This window comes from Streptomyces sp. NPDC031426 (assembly GCF_055581585.1).
The window spans coordinates 114,982-132,490 of record NZ_JBVIJE010000013.1; the positions used below are offsets into that span (position 1 = coordinate 114,982).

18 protein-coding genes are annotated in these 17,509 nt (G+C 73.2%); 6 read left to right on the forward strand and 12 right to left on the reverse strand.

Annotated features, from left to right (window positions below; all coding sequences use genetic code 11):
* Window positions 1-87: 87 nt before the first annotated feature.
* The 3 genes from ACZ5NH_RS26515 to ACZ5NH_RS26525 all read right to left on the reverse strand — a co-directional run bounded on the left by ACZ5NH_RS26515 (window position 88) and on the right by ACZ5NH_RS26525 (window position 3,269).
* Complete coding sequence (locus tag ACZ5NH_RS26515; RefSeq protein WP_468778635.1) at window positions 88-861, reverse strand: DUF4142 domain-containing protein; 774 nt, start codon at window positions 859-861, stop codon at window positions 88-90.
* 249 nt (window positions 862-1,110) lie between these two features.
* On the reverse strand, window positions 1,111-2,427 hold the full coding sequence (locus ACZ5NH_RS26520) for an MbnB/TglH/ChrH family RiPP precursor modification enzyme (protein ID WP_468778637.1): 1,317 nt from the start codon (window positions 2,425-2,427) through the stop codon (window positions 1,111-1,113).
* A 107-nt stretch (window positions 2,428-2,534) separates the two neighbouring features.
* The gene (locus ACZ5NH_RS26525) at window positions 2,535-3,269 is read right to left on the reverse strand and encodes a peptidyl-tRNA hydrolase (protein ID WP_468778639.1); all 735 of its coding nucleotides are present in this window, start codon (window positions 3,267-3,269) and stop codon (window positions 2,535-2,537) included.
* 84 nt (window positions 3,270-3,353) lie between these two features.
* Here ACZ5NH_RS26525 and ACZ5NH_RS26530 point away from each other — a divergent pair, with 84 nt between their 5' ends.
* On the forward strand, window positions 3,354-3,572 hold the full coding sequence (locus ACZ5NH_RS26530) for a hypothetical protein (RefSeq protein ID WP_468778641.1): 219 nt from the start codon (window positions 3,354-3,356) through the stop codon (window positions 3,570-3,572).
* A gap of 64 nt (window positions 3,573-3,636) precedes the next feature.
* Here ACZ5NH_RS26530 and ACZ5NH_RS26535 read toward each other — a convergent pair whose 3' ends face one another.
* The 9 genes from ACZ5NH_RS26535 to zapE form a co-directional block, all read right to left on the reverse strand.
* A complete protein-coding gene (locus ACZ5NH_RS26535) occupies window positions 3,637-4,491 on the reverse strand; it encodes a polysaccharide deacetylase family protein (RefSeq protein WP_468778643.1) in 855 nt (284 codons plus the stop codon).
* Window positions 4,492-4,572: 81 nt separating this feature from the next.
* Window positions 4,573-6,096 (reverse strand): FAD-dependent oxidoreductase, encoded by a 1,524-nt coding sequence (locus ACZ5NH_RS26540; protein WP_468778645.1) that lies wholly within the window; start codon window positions 6,094-6,096, stop codon window positions 4,573-4,575.
* Window positions 6,097-6,113: 17 nt separating this feature from the next.
* A complete protein-coding gene (locus ACZ5NH_RS26545; protein ID WP_468778647.1) occupies window positions 6,114-6,971 on the reverse strand; it encodes a PPK2 family polyphosphate kinase in 858 nt (285 codons plus the stop codon).
* 50 nt (window positions 6,972-7,021) lie between these two features.
* The gene (locus tag ACZ5NH_RS26550) at window positions 7,022-7,579 is read right to left on the reverse strand and encodes a YbhB/YbcL family Raf kinase inhibitor-like protein (protein ID WP_468778648.1); all 558 of its coding nucleotides are present in this window, start codon (window positions 7,577-7,579) and stop codon (window positions 7,022-7,024) included.
* Between the two features lie 10 nt (window positions 7,580-7,589).
* Complete coding sequence (locus tag ACZ5NH_RS26555; RefSeq protein ID WP_388624341.1) at window positions 7,590-8,441, reverse strand: slipin family protein; 852 nt, start codon at window positions 8,439-8,441, stop codon at window positions 7,590-7,592.
* Window positions 8,442-8,578: 137 nt separating this feature from the next.
* A complete protein-coding gene (locus ACZ5NH_RS26560) occupies window positions 8,579-10,057 on the reverse strand; it encodes a SulP family inorganic anion transporter (RefSeq protein WP_468778650.1) in 1,479 nt (492 codons plus the stop codon).
* Window positions 10,058-10,065: 8 nt separating this feature from the next.
* On the reverse strand, window positions 10,066-10,644 hold the full coding sequence (locus ACZ5NH_RS26565; protein WP_451553887.1) for a carbonic anhydrase: 579 nt from the start codon (window positions 10,642-10,644) through the stop codon (window positions 10,066-10,068).
* 77 nt (window positions 10,645-10,721) lie between these two features.
* Window positions 10,722-11,060, reverse strand: coding sequence for a hypothetical protein (locus ACZ5NH_RS26570; protein WP_468778652.1), 339 nt, complete (start codon window positions 11,058-11,060; stop codon window positions 10,722-10,724).
* A gap of 166 nt (window positions 11,061-11,226) precedes the next feature.
* Window positions 11,227-12,330: a cell division protein ZapE gene (gene zapE / locus ACZ5NH_RS26575; RefSeq protein ID WP_468778654.1), complete on the reverse strand. Its 1,104-nt coding sequence runs from the start codon at window positions 12,328-12,330 to the stop codon at window positions 11,227-11,229.
* 37 nt (window positions 12,331-12,367) lie between these two features.
* Between zapE and ACZ5NH_RS26580 the strand changes: the two genes are divergently transcribed.
* From ACZ5NH_RS26580 to ACZ5NH_RS26600, 5 genes are all read left to right on the forward strand, one after another.
* Window positions 12,368-13,264, forward strand: a complete 897-nt coding sequence (locus ACZ5NH_RS26580) for a pyrimidine reductase family protein (protein WP_468778656.1) — start codon at window positions 12,368-12,370, stop codon at window positions 13,262-13,264.
* 130 nt (window positions 13,265-13,394) lie between these two features.
* Window positions 13,395-13,868: an indole-3-glycerol phosphate synthase gene (locus tag ACZ5NH_RS26585; protein WP_388624326.1), complete on the forward strand. Its 474-nt coding sequence runs from the start codon at window positions 13,395-13,397 to the stop codon at window positions 13,866-13,868.
* 148 nt (window positions 13,869-14,016) lie between these two features.
* The gene (gene murC, locus ACZ5NH_RS26590) at window positions 14,017-15,405 is read left to right on the forward strand and encodes a UDP-N-acetylmuramate--L-alanine ligase (RefSeq protein ID WP_468778658.1); all 1,389 of its coding nucleotides are present in this window, start codon (window positions 14,017-14,019) and stop codon (window positions 15,403-15,405) included.
* A gap of 14 nt (window positions 15,406-15,419) precedes the next feature.
* Window positions 15,420-15,827 (forward strand): peptide-methionine (R)-S-oxide reductase MsrB, encoded by a 408-nt coding sequence (msrB, locus tag ACZ5NH_RS26595; RefSeq protein WP_388624320.1) that lies wholly within the window; start codon window positions 15,420-15,422, stop codon window positions 15,825-15,827.
* Between the two features lie 191 nt (window positions 15,828-16,018).
* Window positions 16,019-17,377, forward strand: a complete 1,359-nt coding sequence (locus ACZ5NH_RS26600; RefSeq protein ID WP_468778660.1) for a PP2C family protein-serine/threonine phosphatase — start codon at window positions 16,019-16,021, stop codon at window positions 17,375-17,377.
* Window positions 17,378-17,509 lie beyond the last annotated feature (132 nt).

Below are 17,509 nucleotides of genomic sequence, written 5' to 3' on the forward strand. Positions count from 1 at the left end.
AGGCCTGGGTTGGCGCCATGCCCTGTTCATCATCCGGACACAGTGTTAGCGGCCTGTGACATTCCGTTTCGCGCCCAGGTCAGGCAGTCAGGAGCCGCTCGTCACCGGCGGCGGGCTGGTGGTGGCGGGCGGCAGGGAGTACGACTCGCCCGGCGACGGGATGACCGGCACCGCGGCACTCGGGTCGACGGCGGGCGGGGTCGGTACGGGGCTGGGCGAGGCGGCCAGCTCCCTCGCGAGCGCCGCGAAGTCGACGTACCCGGTCGCCTCCAGCACCTTGATGTGATCCAGGACGGTCGCGTTCGCGTCGTCGGCGAGATCGCGGACCAGGGAATTCTGGGTGCCGGCCCGGACCTCGGCGACCAGCGTGAACACCCGGCCGTGGGCGAGCCGGAGGATGCCGACGAACCGGCGGTCGAAGTCCTGGCCCTGTGCCGTCTTCAAGGTGTCGAGCCACTGCTGCTGTTGTGTGTTCGGCTCGTTGGGCAGCGGTACGCCGAGCTGGGTGGCGACGGTGCGGACATGGGCGTCCAGTGAGGTGTGCCCGTCGACCAGGTGCTGGCCCGCCGTGCGGACGGCCTCCGTGGTGCCCTTGCGCTCCGCCAGTTCGCCGGCGGGCAGCTCCCACAGCCCCGCGAGCCGGACCTTGGTGATGAAGTCCCGGTCCTGTGCGGACAGGGGGCCGTAGGGGGTCGTCACGGTCTGTGTGCTCAGCACGGTCGCACCGGCCGCCGGGTTCTGGCGGTCGGCGTACGACCAGAGCGGGTAGAGCAGCGCCGCCGCGGTCGCCGCGAGGGCCGCGATGACGAGGCCCGTGCCGCTGAATATGCCTCGGCCCTTGACGGGGGGTCGGGGTCGCATGACGCCTCCTGTAGCGCACCGCACGCGACTGTGCAGGGGGGTGGGGTGCGGGCGGCATATTACTCGGCTGCGGTTGGCTGCCGCCGGGCTCGGGGGTGCGCATGGGTGCCGTCGGGGATGCGGCGCGTTGGCGACCGCGGGTGCGTCGTGGCTGGTCGCGCCCACGCGGCGGAGCCGCGTATCGATACGGCCCCGCGCCCCTGGGCAGTTGCCGTCGCCACACCTGCACTCGCGCCGTAGCTGGGGCAGTCACGCCCTGCGCGGCAGCACCCTCCGCGCCGCCCGGGCCACCCGTCCGCCCGACCTCGGTGCCGGACCCGCCCGGTCCAGCCACCATGCACGGAGCCGTCGGCGAGCCCCCGGGTCCTCCGGTCGGTTCACTTTCAGCAAGTGCCCGGCGAAATCCAGGGCGTCGCGTCGGTAGCCGCCGGTCATCGGCCGCACCCGGGCGTAGTCCAGGAACGCCGCCCGGTACCCGGCGCCGAGAATCACCGGCAGCTCGGGCGCCACCTTCGCCACCACGTCCGCCCGCTTCGAGGCGAGCGCCCGTGCCTGCACCCCCATCCGCACCCGGTCGAACCCCTCGGGCACCGGCGTCCCGGCCACCAGCGAGGACAGCACGGCGGCCTGGGCGACGGCGAGCCGCTCCCGCGCACGGACCGTAGGCCGCGCCAGGACGGCGACACCTCCGCCCGCCGAGCCACCGGCGGCACCGGCCCCCGTACTCCCGGCGGCCCGGGTGCGCCCAGCCGCCACCGCGTCCCGGATCATCGTCAACTCCCCCTCCAGCTCGGCCGGTTCGGGGAAGTTCTCGTCCCGTTCCAGGAGCACGCCGGGCGGCGCGGTGCGGGAGGCCAGGTCGGTCAGGATGTCGAGCACCGGGCGCGGCACGGGGTGGGCGTGGCTGTCGTGCCAGACGCCGTCCCGCTCGAAGCCGCCCGCGACATGGACGTAGGCGATCGCCTCCACGGGCAGCGTGGCCAGTGCCTCGGCCGGGTCCTCATCCCGGTTGACGTGGTTGGTGTGCAGATTGGCCACGTCGATCAGCAGCCGTACGCCGGTGCGCTCGACCAGCTCGGACAGGAACTGCCCTTCGGTCAGCTCCTCGCCCGGCCAGGAGAACAGTGCGGCGATGTTCTCCAGGGCCAGCGGCACCGGAAGGGCGTCCTGTGCGATGCGGACGTTCTCGCAGAGGACGTCCAGGGCGTCCCTGGTGCGCGGCACCGGCAGCAGGTGCCCGGCCTCCAGGCGCGGGGAGGCGGTGAGCGGGCCGCCCGCGCGGACGAACGCGATGTGCTCGGTGACCAGGGGCGAGCCGAGGGCCTCCGCGCGCTCCGCCAGCGCGGTCAGCCGGGCCTCCTCCGGGCGGTCGGCGCCGCCGAGGCCGAGGGAGACGCCGTGCGGGACCACGGTCACCCCGCGCTCGCGCAGCCGCAGCAGCGACTCGGGAAGGTGCCCGGGGCAGACGTTCTCCGCCACGACCTCCACCCAGTCGATGCCCGGCATGTGCTCCACGGCGTCCGCGATCTCCGGCCGCCAGCCGATCCCCGTGCCCAGTCGCCGCATGGCGCCTCCCCTCCGTCGAGCCAACCCCGCCGTCGAATGACGGGGGTATGGCCCCGGCGCCCGGACCCGAACCTCCTCCGTGCCGTGTTCAGAGCAACATTTGAGCTTCAGCGCCGGTCGGGTGCGGTCGGCAGCGCCGGATGGTCGGCGACGACCGTGCAGCTTCCCGGGGCGATCTCCGTGAAGCCGGCGTCCCGCACCGTCGGCAGGCCGCTGCCGGCCAGCCGTGCCCAGTCGGCGGGGTCGGCCGTACGGACGGCCAGTGCCCAGCCCGCGTCCCGCCAGGCGGTGCGCTCGGCGGCGGACAGCGCCCACCAGGCCAGTTGCGCACCGTGCCCGGCCTGCGCCATCGCCTTCCCGGCCGACATCTCCAGCTCCGGGTTCAGCCACAGCACGGGCAGGGCCGGGTCGGCGGCGACGGGCGGCTCCGGGTCGTCCAGCTCGGTGCCGGACACCTGGAGCTTGGCCAGGTCCTTGGGCCAGCCGTCGAGCGGGACCGGTGGGAACACGCGTACCTGCGCGGACTTGCCGGTCACCGTGATCCCCGGCAGCGCCTCGGCCCGCCGCCACTCGGCGCCCCGGGCCCGCCGCGCGACCTTGCGGATCCGTGCGTCCTCCCAGCTCCGCACCGCCTCGGCCCACTCGCCGTCCCCGTGCGCCCGCTCGTCCCCGAGCAGCACCAGCACCGCCCGGGCGGCCGTCTCCAGCGCGTCAGTACGCGCCGGGGGCGCGCTCTTCTCGATCCGTACGACGAGGGGCAGCACGAACTGGGGCGCCTCGTCGCGCGGATTGCGCTCGGACTGGAAGGGGCTGTCTTCGGTGGAGGCTGAAACATGGCTCACACCAGCCAACCTTAAGGGGCGGGCGGTTTTGTCCGACCGGCAAGCTGACCAAGCCCCGAGCCGGGACCGGACCGGAATGTCCGCATGCAGCGTGACCTGCGACTGACCGCCGTAGGCCGCCGCCACGGCATCCGCGGCCCCTGGGTGTCAAGAGGCGTCGACCTCACCGTCACCCCCGGAACGGTCACCGGTTCGCAGACCGGCCGCGCGCCGGTGCCGCTGCTGCCGCTGTCCGGGGCGGCCCTGCTCACGGCCGTGGCCTTCGCCCTGGCCGGCCGGCTCGCCGGCCGGCGGTCCCCCTGAGCGAGCCGGTCACCCCGAGCCGGCGCCCATGGCACACGGCGGCCCGGCGGGCTCCGGAGGTCCGTCAGCGGTGCCCGCCGGCCTCGCCGATCAGCTCGGAGACCTTCACGAACCGGTAGCCGCGCCCGCGCAGTTCCGGTACGACCGCGCGGACGACCCGCTCGGTGGTCGGGGCGGCGCTGCGGGTGCAGTGCATGACGACCACCGAGCCGGGCTTCACCCCGTCCAGCACCTGCTTGGTGACGGCGTCGGCGTCGGTGGCGAACGCGTCGCCGCTCAGCACGTCCCACTGGATCGCGGTCACCCCGAGCCCGCTCAGCGCGCGCAGCGCCCGCCGGTCGTAACAGCCGCCGGGGAAGCGGAAGTACGGCAGCGCGTGCGGCACGCCCGCCTTGCGCAGGGAGGCGTACGCCCGCTCCACCTCCGAGCGCATCTTGTCGGGGGCGACGGTGGGCAGGCCGTAGCAGTCGGCCGTGAACGCGTAGTGGCTGTAGGAGTGGTTGGCGACCTCGAACTGCGGGTCGTGGCCGAGGCTGCTGGCCTCGGTCGGGTACTGGTCGGCCCACAGGCCGGTCATGAAGATCGTCGCCGGCACCTTCAGCGCCCGCAGGGTGCCGATGAGGTCCGGGTTGTCGAAGTGCTCGCCGGCGGCGGCGCGGGGCCCCTGGTCGGCGGTCATGTCGGCGTCGAAGGTCAGCGCGACGGTCTTGCCCAGGGTGCGCGGGCCGTGCTCGAAGACCGGGGTCAGGCCGCCGGGACCCGGGGCCAGCACGGGCGGCCGCGAGGCGGACGGGGAGGCGGCGACGGACGGCCTGGCCGGGGTCCGGTGGACACCGTCCGGGTGGCTCGCCGTACCGCAGGCGGCGAGGGCCAGGCCCAGGGCACCGAGGGCGCTGATATGGCGTAGTCGAGTGATCACCGTATGAACGTAGGTCTCGATGACCGCTTGTATGGCGATATGTTCCATGGCGCGGCATTACGGTCACCCGCGCGGCGGCCCTCAGATCTCCCGCTGTTCCAGCGGCCGCACCGCCGGGCCCTGGAGCACCGCGCCGTCGACGTCGAAGCGCGAGCCGTGGCACGGGCACTCCCAGGCGCGTTCGGTCCGGTTGAAGGCGACCAGACAGCCGAGGTGGGTGCACCGGGCCGACACCGCGTGCAGGGCGCCCTCGTCGTCCCGGTGCACCGCGAGCCGGCCGCCGTCCGCCCGCACCACCGCCCCGTCGCCGGGCGCCAGGCCGTCCACCGAGGCCGGCGGCCTCAGCCGGTCGCCGACGAAGTGCCGGGCCACCTCCGCCTGTGTCTTCAGCAGCGACGGCACCTCGCGCACCACCGGCTTCAGCCGCCGCGGGTCGTACAGCTCGCGCCAGGCGCAGTCCCGCCCGGTGATCAGCGAGGTCAGCAGCAGCCCGGCCATGATGCCGCCGCTCAGGCCCCAGCCGCCGAAGCCGGTGGCGACGTAGGTGTGCCGGGCGCCCGGGTGGAAGGTGCCGACCAGCGGCACGGTGTCGGTGGAGTCGTTGTCCTGGGTGGCCCAGGCGTGGTCCAGGGCCACACCCGGGAAGTGCTCCTCGGCCCAGGCGGCGAGTCCGTCGAAGCCGGCCCGCACATCGCCGGTGCCGGGCGTGAAGTGCTCCCCGGTGACGACCAGCAGCCGCTGCCCGTCCGCGCCGTACGGCGCCGTGCGCACCGAGCGGGTGTTCTCCTCCGGCGTGATGTACATGCCCTCCGGGTCTGGGCCCGCGCCGAGCGGGCCCGCCACCACCAGTTCCCGGCGCGGGGCGAGCCGGGCGAACAGCAGCGCCCGGTCGAACACCGGGTAGTGGGTGGCGATAACGACGTCCCGCGCCGTGACCGTGTGGCCCGCCTCGGTGGTCAGACGGCACGGCACTCCGCCCTCCTGCAGCCCGACGACCCGGGTCCGCTCGTACAGCTGACCGCCGCGCGCCACGAGATCGTCGGTGATCGCCCGCAGATACCTGACCGGATGGAACTGCGCCTGTCCGGTCACCCGGACCGCGCCCGCCACGGGGAACGGCAGCCCGGTCTCCGTGGTGAACGCGGCCGGCAGCCCCGCCTCCCGCGCCGCCTTCGCCTCCGCCCGCACCTCGTCCACGCGCGACCGGTCCCGCACATACGTGTACGCATCCCGGGTCTCCCACTCGCAGCCGATGCCCAGCTCGGCCACCAGCGCCGCCGCGTGCTCGATCGCCTCCGACTGCGAGCGGGCGTACAGCCGCGCCCCCTCGGGTCCGCGGGTGCGCCGCAGCCGGTCGTAGACGAGGGTGTGCTGGGCGGTCAGCTTGGCCGTGGTGTGTCCGGTGACCCCGGCCGCGGCCCGCCCGGCCTCCAGCACCGCCACCCGCAGCCCGGCCCGGACCAGTTCGTACGCGGTGCTCAGTCCGGCGATGCCCGCGCCGACGACGGCCACATCCACGTCCAGGTCCTCGCTCAGCCGGGGACGGGGCGGCCCCGCTGCGGTCCGGAGCCAGTACGAGTCGGTGATCTGCCGCTGTTCCCGCATGGCCGCCGGGTACCCCGCTACGGCCCCTTCAGCAGCCGCTCCCGGCACTCCGCCACGTCGAAGTCGCCCTTCGGGTACCGCGGATCCAGCTCCTCCAGATGCTCCAGCAGCAGGCGGCCGACCGCCCAGTTCCGGTACCACTTGCGGTCCGCCGGGATCACGTACCAGGGCGCGTACGGCGCCGCGCAGCGCTCCACGGCCAGCTGGTACGCCTCCCGGTAGGCGGGCCACAGCGCGCGCTCGTCGATGTCGCCGGGATCGAACTTCCAGTGCTTGTCCGGGCGGTCCAGGCGGCGCAGCAGGCGGCGCCGCTGCTCCTCGCGGGAGATGTGCAGAAAGCACTTGATCACGGTCACGCCGTCCTCGGCGAGGGACCGCTCGAAGTCGTTGATGAGGCCGTAGCGGCTGCCGATCTCGGCGGCCCGGGCGAGATGCCGGACCCGGGCGATGAGCACGTCCTCGTAGTGGGAGCGGTCGAATATGCCGATCTCGCCCGGCCGGGGCAGTGCCGGGCGCACCCGCCACAGGAAGTCGTGCCGCCGCTCCTCCTCGGTGGGCGCCTTGAACGCCCGGATCCGGCAGCCGGCCGGGTTGAGATGGCCGATGACGTGTTTGACCGTGCCGCCCTTGCCGCTGGTGTCCATCCCCTGGAGCACCACCAGCACCCGCCGCCGGTCCCCCGCCGTGCTCGCCGCCCACAACCGCGCCTGGAACTCGGCCAGCCGCTTTCCCGTGCGCGCGGTGTCCTGCAGGGCCGTCCTCTTCCCACCGGGGGCACCGGGTGTGGCCCGCGTGTCGTACGCGTCCAGTTCGACGGGCTCACCGGGCGGGAGACGCAGCGCCTCCCGCAGGTCCCTGCCGTTCTTCTTCGCCATGGGCACCTTCCCTCCGGATCCCTGGTCGTGCGTCTGCGCGGCGCCGGTGACTACCCCCGCCCGTACCGGCCCATCAACACGCCCACGGCGAGCGTGTGCCCGGACAGCGCCCGCAGCAGATCCGCAGACGTGGCTCCCGCGCCCGGCGACACACGGCGGTCCGCGGCATAGACCGTGAGGACATAGTGGTGCGCCCGGTCACCGCGCGGCGGGCACGGACCGCCGTACCCGGTCCTCCCGAAGTCGTTGCGGCCCTCGCCCGCCCCCCGCGGATGCTCCCCGGCGGACAGCCGCCTGGTGTGCGGGTCGATGTCCCACACCAGCCAGTGCGTGAACCTGCCGTGCGCGGCGTCGGCGTCCCGCAGGAGCAGGGCCAGCGAGGCCGTGCCCGCGGGTACGCCGGCGAGGGACAGCGGAGGCGAGACGTCGGCGCCGTCGCAGGTGTACCGGCGCGGGATGGTGCCGCGGTCGGCGTATGCCGTACTGGTGACGGTCATCCGGCGGGCGGCGGCGGGGGAGGGGGAGGGCGCGGCGGCCGTTTCGACACCGTCCCCGCAGCCCGCGGCGAAGGCCATCGCGGCCACGGCGATCACCCAGCTTCTGCGCATGCCCGGCACGTTATCCGGAGTGGGGCTCTCCGCCCTCGTTCGGCACGGCCTGCTGTTCGCCTTTCTCCAGGCGGGGTGTGCCGTCGCCGTTCGGCGCGGCCGGCTGGTTGCCCCGTTCCAGGAAGTGCAGCAGCTCCACCGGGATGGGCAGGACCAGCGTGGAGTTCTTCTCGGCGGACACCGCCATCACCGTCTGGAGCAGCCGCAGCTGGAGGGCGGCCGGGGTGTCGGCCATCTGCTGGGCCGCCTCGGCCAGCTTCTTGGAGGCCTGGTACTCGGCGTCGGCGTTGATGATCCGGGCCCGGCGTTCCCGGTCGGCCTCGGCCTGGCGGGCCATGGACCGCTTCATCGTGTCCGGCAGCGAGACGTCCTTGATCTCGACCCGGTCGACCTGGATGCCCCAGCCGACGGCCGGGCTGTCGATCATCAGCTCCAGGCCTTCGTTGAGCTTCTCGCGGTTGGAGAGCAGATCGTCCAGGTCGCTCTTGCCGATGATCGACCGCAGGGACGTCTGGGCCATCTGCGACACCGCGAACTTGTAGTCCTCGACCTTCACCAGGGCGCTCGCCGCGTCGACCACGCGGAAGTAGACGACGGCGTCCACCCGGACGGTGACGTTGTCGCGGGTGATTCCCTCCTGGGCCGGGATCGGCATGGTGACGATCTGCATGTTGACCTTGTGCAGCCGGTCCACGAACGGGATCACCAGGGTCAGACCGGGCTGGCGTTCGCCTCCCACCACCCGGCCGAGGCGGAAGAGCACGCCTCGCTCGTACTGCTTGACGACCCGCGCCGCCATTGCCAGGTAGACCACGGCGGCCGAACCCGCCGCCGCCACGGCGCCCAGCAGCTCCTGGAGCATGGTGACCTCCTCACGGAGAGGTCCGATTTCGTCCGCTGCTGTAACCATATGCCCCGGGGTGGGGCGGAAGCCACAAGCCCGGGGACCGGGCCGGGGTGCCGAGGGGCGTCGGCATCCCGGCCCGGAGACAGGGGACGTCAGCGGGCCGGCGTCGTGACCCGCACCGGTTCCGTGCCCGCGGCGCTGTGCCGCGCGGCCCAGTTCTCCAGGGCCGTACGGCAGGCGTGGTCCAGATGGTGCAGGCCGGACAGGTCCAGGCGGACCGGGCGGTCCTGGGGCAGCGATTCCAGGCTGTCCAGGATCTTCGGCAGCCGCAGGAAGGTCGCGTTGCCCGAGAGGCAGGCGTCGATCGGGCCCGCGCCCTTGTCGACGACCTCCAGCCTGATGTGCGAGGCCTGCCAGGCGGTCTTGACCACCGCCATCGCCAGGCCGATCAGCACGCCCTCGAACATGCTGACCGCGACGATCGAGACCGCCGTCACCGCCATGATCAGCGCCTCGCCCCGGTGCTCGCGCCACAGCTCGGCCAGCGCCCGGACCGGGACCAGCTTGGCGCCCGAGTGGATCAGGATGCCCGCGAGCGCCGGGATCGGGATGTAGGCGAGCACGTCGGGCAGCAGTGCGGCGAACAGCAGCAGCCACACGCCGTGCAGGACGCGGGAGGCCTTGGTACGGGCGCCCGCCTGGACGTTGGCCGCGCTGCGCACGATCACCGCGGTCATCGGCAGTGCGCCCAGCAGGCCGCACACCGCGTTGCCGGCGCCCTGCGCGAGCAGCTCCTTGTCGTACTCGGTGCGCGGCCCGGAGTGCAGCCGGTCCACGGCCGCCGCGCTGAACAGCGACTCGGCGGAGGCGATCAGGGTGAAGGCGACGACCGTGCCGAGCATGCCGGTACTCGCCAGCTCGCCGAACGCGCTCAGCGGCGGCGGCTGGACCGAGCCCAGCAGGCCCCGCACCTCGACCGTGGCCACCGGCAGGTCCAGCGCGAACGCGGCCACCGTGGCGAGGCCGACCGCGGCCAGCGGGCCGGGCAGCGTCCGCGCCTTCGCCGGGAGGTGCTGCCACAGCAGCAGCACCGCGATCGTGCCCGCGCACACCGCGAGCGAGGCCACCGCCCTGCCGTCGCCGAGGGCGTCCAGGAACGCCCCGGGCAACCCGGCGATCTTGCCCAGGCCGGAGTCGGGGGCCTTGGCCGCCAGCGCCGGGTACAACTGCCCGGCGATGAGCACCAGTCCGATTCCGGCCAGCATGCCCTCGACGACGGAGACCGAGATGGCCCGGAACCAGCGGCCCAGCTTCAGCAGGCCCATCGCCACCTGGAGGAGTCCGGAGACGAGGACGATCACGCCGAGGGCCGGCAGCCCGAACTCCTTGACCGCCTCGAGGACGAGCACGGTCAGGCCGGCCGCCGGCCCCGACACCTGCAGGCTGCTGCCCCGCATCAGCCCGGTGACGAGGCCGCCCACGATCCCGGTGACCAGGCCGAGTTCGGCCGGGACACCGGAGGCGACGGCCACGCCCACGCACAGCGGCAGCGCGACCAGGAAGACCACGAGGGAGGCGGCGAAGTCCTGCCGCGCACAAGGAAACCGGGATATGAGGTTCTTGCTGGTCATCGGCGCGCTCACAGGGACTCGAAGGTGTCGGTCTGCGGGCGGTGCGCCCGTACGGCGCCGGTGTGCACCTCGTAGTACCAGGCGTGCAGGCCGAGTTGGCCCTCCGCCAGCTTCCGCTCGACGCACGGGTACGAGCGCAGCCGCAGCAGCTGGGTCAGGACGTGGGCCTGTACGCCCATGGCGACCTCCGGGTCCTCGGCCTGGCCGGCCGGGCGCGGGGTGGCGTGCGCGAGCCAGTCGCGCACGGCGGGTACGGCGGTCAGGTCGTCGCCGCGCACGAGCGCGCCGACGGCACCGCAGTGCGAGTGACCGCAGACGACGATGTCCCGGACGCCGAGCACCTCCACGGCGTACTCGATGGTGGCTGCCTCACTGGTGGGGTGCTGCGAGGTGTGGGGCGGGACGATGTTGCCCGCGGTGCGCAGCTCGAAGAGCTGGCCGGGGCGGGCGCCCGTGATCAGGGCCGGGACGACCCGGGAGTCGGAGCAGGTGATGAACAGCACCTGCGGGGACTGGCCTTCGGCGAGCTTGGCGAACTCCTCAGGGCGCTGTCCGAAGGTACGGGCGTTGTCGATGAGGGGCTGCATGTATGTGGTTCCTCCTGGCGCGTCGGAGCGGCGCGTCGGACCTGAACGGCGGTTGTGGGGGGAAAGGTGAGCGCCTGTCAGCAGCGGAAGACCTGAAGTGCTGCCGGGGCGTGGGCTCTGGAGGCTCTGGGGGCCGGGCCGTGCGCGGTGCCGGGTGTGTGTGCGGGGCCGGTACCGGCTGCCCGGCCGGCTATCGGCGGGTGTTGCCGCGCGCAGCGGGAGGCGGAGCCGCGGAACGCGTCCGGCTCGTCGCCCTCCGGCTGTTCGGCCGATGTGGTTCCGGCCTCGGCCTTGGCTGTTGCTTCACTGAGAGTGTGCGCAGGTGTGAAGGTTTCCGCGGATGCCGGGAACAGCAGGGCGAGCAGGGCGACGGTCGCGGCGACGAGCACGGTCCGGGCCGTCGTACCTCGCACCATGCGCCCTCCTCCCCGACGTCTCACAGCTCTCGTGGGCACCAAGTATTGGTCAATGCTTGGTCAAGAAACACGTTAACCCTGCAAAGTCCTTTGCAGGGTTAACTACGCGTTACGAGCGCAAGAGAGCGTGAAAAGTGCCGGCCGCGTGGCGCGATCTCGCTCTTGACTAGGAGCCGACGAGCCCCTTCGCGTCGCGGGCCAGCGCGGTGAGCCGGGATATCGCGCGGAAGTACTTCTTGCGGTAGCCGCCGTTCAGCATCTCCTCGCTGAACAGCTTGTCGAACGGCAGACCCGAGGCCAGCACCGGGACCTCACGGTCGTAGAGCCGGTCCGCCAGCACCACGAGCCGCAGCGCCGTCGACTGGTCCGGCACCGGCCGCACATCGGTGAGGCACACCGCCCTCACCCCGTCGGTCAGCGCGCCGTACCGGCTCGGGTGGACCCTGGCCAGGTGGTCCAGCAGATGCGGGAAGTCGTCGAGCGAGGCGCCCGGGGTGGCGTAGGCCGCCTTCGTCACCTCTTCGTCGGTGAAGGGGCGCGGTGCCTCGGGCAGGCCGCGGTGGCGGTAGTCCTCGCCGTCGATGCGCAGGGTGCGGAAGTGGGCCGACAGGCCCTGGATCTCGCGCAGGAAGTCGGCGGCGGCGAACCGGCCCTCGCCCAGCTTGCCCGGCAGCGTGTTGGAGGTGGCGGCGAGCGCCACGCCCGCCTCGACCAGCTTGCCGAGCAGGGTCGACACCAGGACCGTGTCGCCCGGATCGTCCAGCTCGAACTCGTCGATGCACAGCAGGCGGTGGCCGGACAGGGTCTGCACGGTCTTCTGGAAGCCGAGCGCGCCGACCAGGTTCGTCAGCTCCACGAAGGTGCCGAAGGCTTTGAGCGCGGGCTCGGCCGGGGTGGCGTGCCACAGGGAGGCGAGCAGATGGGTCTTGCCGACGCCGTAGCCGCCGTCCAGATAGACCCCGCGCGGGCCGGCCGGGGCCTTGGGCGCCCTGGCCCTGCCGAAGCCGAGGAAGCCGCGCCGGCCGGCGCCGGAGGCGTGCGCCCCGCCGAGCCCGCCCGCGAAGCCTTCGAGCACCGTCACGGCCTCGGTCTGGCTGGGCTGGTTCGGGTCCGGTATGTACGTCGCGAAGCGGACCGAGTCGAAGCGCGGAGGCGGGACCATCTCGGCGACCAGCCGGTCCGCTGGCACATGCGGCTCGCGGGCGCACAGGGAGAGGGGGCCCGCGTCGGTCAGAGGGCTGGATCCGGGGGCGGTGGTGGAGGACGACACGGTTGTCCATGCTAAGCGCCGTGTCACACTGCACGACATGCGACGCCTGTTCCCTGTGACCGACGAAACAGCAGCCCGGGCCTCCGGCGGGACGGCCGAGAGGGAGGGGGCGAGGGGGGTTGCCGGGGCTCTGGTGGCCCATGCGCCCAGTGGTGTCGGCGGTCGCGTCGACCACGGCGCCCACGTCGAGCATGACGCCCACGTCGACCGCGAGTGGAGTCTCGCCGAGCTGGCCGCCGCCTACGCCTACCCGGAGCCGCCCGGCCCCCCGCGGCCGTGGCTGCGGGCCAACATGGTCTCCACGCTCGACGGCGCCGCCCAGCACGAGGGGCGCTCCCAGCCCATCTCCAGCGCCGCCGACATGCGGATCTTCGGCACGCTGCGGGCGCTCGCGGACGTGGTCGTGGTGGGCGCGGAAACGGTGCGCCAGGAGGGGTACCGCCCCGCACGCGCGCGTGCGGAGTTCGCCGAGGCCCGGGAAGCCGCCGGACAGGGCCCGGCGCCGGCGATCGCGGTCGTCACCGCGAGCCTGGACCTGGACTTCTCGCTCCCGCTGTTCACCTCGCCCCTGGTGCCGACGCTGGTCCTGACCGGATCCGCGGCCGCCCCCGACCGTGTCGCCGCCGCCCAGAAGGCCGGCGCCACGGTGGTGACCGCGGGCGAGGGCAGCGGCATCGACCCCGCGCGGGCGGTGCGGGCCCTGGCCGGCCTCGGCCACACCCGGCTGCTCACCGAGGGCGGTCCCCGGCTGCTCGGCCAGCTGGTGGCCGCCGAAGTGCTGGACGAGCTGTGCCTGACCCTGTCGCCCATGCTCACGGCGGGCGACGCACAGCGCATCGCCGGGGGGCCGTCGGTCGCCGTGCCGCGCCGGTTCGAGCTCGTCTCCCTCCTCGAGGACGCCGGATTTCTGTTCGGTCGGTACCGATGGTCCTGAAATGAGCGGAATGTGCCGTTCCGTTTAGCTTCCGGAGGGCAGACTTAGTCCGGCACAACCCGTGCGATCCCGGGGCAGGATGGTTTCCGCAGGGGCCCTGCCAGGGCCCACGAAGGAGAAGAGGCGGTTGGTGTTCACCAGCGTTCTGATGATCGAGAAGGCTTTGACGTCCGCCGACGTGGAGTTCGTCACGACCTTGCACGGAGACGAGCCGGTCGCTTTCCACGTGCTCCTCCAGCCGCGCGGCGACCAGGCGGACCGCCTGCTGCGGGCCATCGACGACATCGCGCTCGGCGAACTCGACGAGGCGGTCCGCGAACACGAGACGCCCGAGGGGGAGGACGCCCGAAGCGTCGGGCAGCAGGCCCTGGACGTGTCGGTGCAGGCGTTGCGGGCCGCGGGGAGCCGGGCGGAGGGGCAGATGGTGGAGGACCATCCGCTGGACGCGCTGAAGTCCCTCGTCGCCGAGGTGGGCGCGGACGAGGTGATCGTGCTCACCGACCCCCACTACGTGGAGGAGTTCTTCCACCGGGACTGGGCCTCCCGGGCGCGGCACAAGGTGGGGGTGCCGGTGCTGAAGCTCTTCTCGCACAGCAAGGCGTAGCCGCTCCGCGGGTTCGGCCGATGAGCGCCGTCGGGACACGGCCCCGCGCCCCTGAGGCCGGCGGCCCTGCCCCTCGCTGCAAGGAGCCCGGTGCTTCAGCGCATAGGCTAGGCCCGCTCTCGTACGTACCGTCTCTGGGGAGAACCACATGGCACCCGGCCTTCCTACCGCCATGGACCGACCGCACTTCATCGGCATCGGCGGCGCCGGGATGTCGGGGATCGCCAAGATCCTCGCGCAGCGCGGGGCCGAGGTCGCGGGCAGTGACGCCAAGGAGTCGGCGACGGCCGAGGCGCTGCGGGCGCTCGGGGTCACCGTGCACATCGGGCACGCGGCCGAGCACCTCGCCGACGACGCGAGCTGTGTCGTGGTGTCCTCGGCGATCCGCGAGGACAACCCCGAGCTGGCCCGCGCGGCCGAGCTGGGCATCCCGGTGGTGCACCGCTCCGACGCGCTCGCCGCGCTGATGGAGGGGCTGCGCCCGATCGCCGTGGCCGGCACCCACGGCAAGACGACGACCACCTCGATGCTGGCCGTCTCCCTCACCGCGCTGGGCCTGAAACCGTCGTACGCCATCGGCGGCGACCTGGACGCGCCCGGCTCCAACGCGCTGCACGGCGCGGGCGGCATCTTCGTCGCCGAGGCGGACGAAAGCGACCGCAGCTTCCACAAGTACGCGCCCGAGGTCGCCATCGTCCTCAACGTCGAGCTGGACCACCACGCCAACTACGCGTCGATGGACGAGATCTACGAGTCCTTCGAGACCTTCGCCGGGAAGATCGTCCCGGACGGCACGCTGGTGATCTCCGCCGACCACGAGGGCGCACGGGAGCTGACCCGGCGGCTCGCGGGTTCGGTGAAGACGGTGACGTACGGCGAGGCCGAGGACGCCGACGTACGGGTCCTGTCGATCGTCCCGCAGGGGCTGAAGAGCCAGGTCACCGCGGTCCTGGACGGGCAGGAGCTGACCTTCGCGGTCTCCGTGCCCGGCCGCCACTACGCCCTCAACGCGGTCGCCGCGCTCACCGCCGGTGCCGCCCTCGGCATCCCGGCCGACGGGCTCGCGCCGGCGCTCGCCGCCTACACCGGCGTCAAGCGGCGCCTGCAGCTCAAGGGCGAGGCCGCCGGGGTGCAGGTCATCGACTCCTACGCCCACCACCCCACCGAGATGACCGCCGACCTGGAGGCCATGCGCGCTGCCGCCGGCGACTCCCGCATCCTCGTCGTCTTCCAGCCGCACCTCTTCTCCCGCACCCAGGAGCTGGGCAAGGAGATGGGCCAGGCCCTCGCCCTCGCCGACGCCTCCGTGGTGCTGGACATCTATCCGGCCCGCGAGGACCCGATCCCGGGCGTGACCAGCGAGCTGATCATCGAGGCCGCGCGCGCCGCGGGCGCCGACGTCACCGCCGTCCACGACAAGGGCGAGATCCCGTCGGTGATCGCGGGAATGGCGAAGCCCGGCGATCTCGTTCTCACCATGGGCGCGGGCGACGTGACCGACCTGGGCCCGTTGATCCTGGACCGCCTGTCGCAGTAGAGGGGCTGAGGCACATGTCGTACGACGTCGAGAAGCCGGACGAGCAGTGGCGGGCGGAGCTGAATCCGGCCGAGTACGCCGTGCTGCGCCAGGCCGCCACCGAGCCGGCCTTCACCGGTGAGTACACCGACACCAAGACCCAGGGCGTCTACTCCTGCCGGGCCTGCGGCGCCGAACTGTTCACCTCCGACACGAAGTTCGCGTCGCACTGCGGCTGGCCGTCCTTCTACGACCCGAAGGACACCGACGCGGTGGAACTGGTCGAGGACCGCTCCCACGGCATGGTCCGCACCGAGGTGCGCTGTGCCCGCTGCGGTTCCCACCTCGGGCACGTCTTCGAGGGGGAGGGGTATCCGACCCCGACCGACCAGCGGTACTGCATCAACTCCATCTCCCTGCGGCTGACGCCCGCCGAGGACTGACCCCCGCTCGATCGATCGACACTCCGAATCTGGCCAAAAGGCATCCGCGATTGGGCTCATCCGGTCGAGGATGAACGTCATAGGACACCGGAGCGTGACTCAAGGTTCGTCCTGGGCCTGCCGAGGGCGCTGGGACGGCTGAGGCTGGTGCCCCACTTGCTCCGGTTTGAGATTCTGTGAGGGTGTTGGGTGTGGCGCGCTGGATCCAGTCCCGTCGCAGGCCTGTGCCCGCCGACAGCGGCCGCCACCCCGAGGACGAAGGCGGGGCGACGGCGAAGTCCGCGCGGGCCCAGGATTCCGCGGCTGGCGCCGGCTCCGCACAGGCGGCGGAGGGCAGGCCGGCCGCCGATGCCACGGTGGCCGGCGCGGGACTGAGCGTGCTGCGGGAGGCGCTGGCCGGAATCGGCACGACCCTCGACGAGGGCACGACCTGCGCCGAGCTGACCCGGCTCGCCGTACGGCTGGCCGGTGGCACGGCCGCCGTGATGCGCCGCAGTGGCGAGACCATATCCGCATACGAGGCGATCACCGGGGACGCCGACGCGCTGCCCGACGCCCGGTGGGCCACCGCGGCGGCCCGCGAGGCGGGGACACCGGCGCTCGGCGCACAGCCGGAGCCCTGGCTGGAGTACGTGGGCGCCACCCGGATCGCGCTGTGCGCGCCGCTGATCAGCGGCTCGGACCGGTACGGCATCCTGGTGTGGGCCCGCACCGGGGAGCCGCTGCGCCGCGCCGAGGCCGAGCTGCTCAGCCTGCTCGCCGAGCGCGCCGCCTCCCACATCCGGCACGCACGCGCCTACGAGAGCATCAACCGCACCGCCGGCGACCTGCAGCGCGCCCTGCTCGCCGAGCCGGGCCGCCCGCACCCCAACCTCGACATCGCCGTCCGCTACCTGCCGGCCGGGGGCGGCGTGCTGGTCGGCGGCGACTGGTGCGAGACCGTACGGCTGCACTTCGGGCGGACCCTGCTGGTCGTCGGCGATGTGATGGGCCACGGCCTGGAGGCCGCCGTCGACATGAACGCCTACCGCTCCTCCCTGCGCTACATCGCCTCCGCCGACCTCCCCCCGCACCGGGTGCTGCGGCAGATGGACGACATCGCCTCCCGGGAGGCGGACCTCAGGCCCGCCACCTGCCTGCTCGCCCGCGTCGACCCCGGGCGCCACCAGGTCACGCTGGCCAGCGCCGGGCATCTGCCGCCCGTGCGCATCACGACGGACGGCGAGACCTCCATCGTGCCGGTCCCCGTCGGACCGCCGCTGGGCACCGGGTTCGGCGGCTACGAGTCGGCCACGCATCCGCTGGCCGAGGGGCAGACCCTGGTGCTGTTCACCGACGGCCTGGTGGAGCGCCGCGGTGAGGACATCGACCGGTCCATGGCCCGGCTGTCCGCCCTGCGCTTCCCCGGTGGGGACGGGCTGGACGACGTCCTGGACACCATCCTCGGCCGGCTGGACGCGCGGCATGCGGAGGACGACGTCGCGGCCATGGCCGCACGGCCGCACAGCCGGCAGTGGGTCGCGGCCGGTAGTACGGGTGTCGCGCGGTAGCGGTACGGGCGTCCGCGGCCTCGCGCACCGGCTCGGTCGGGCCGATGCCGGCGCGGCGCCGCGGAGCCACCCGACCGGCGCCTCCTCCCCGCGGTACGCGGTGACCGCCTCCCAGCCCTCGTAGCGGGCGAC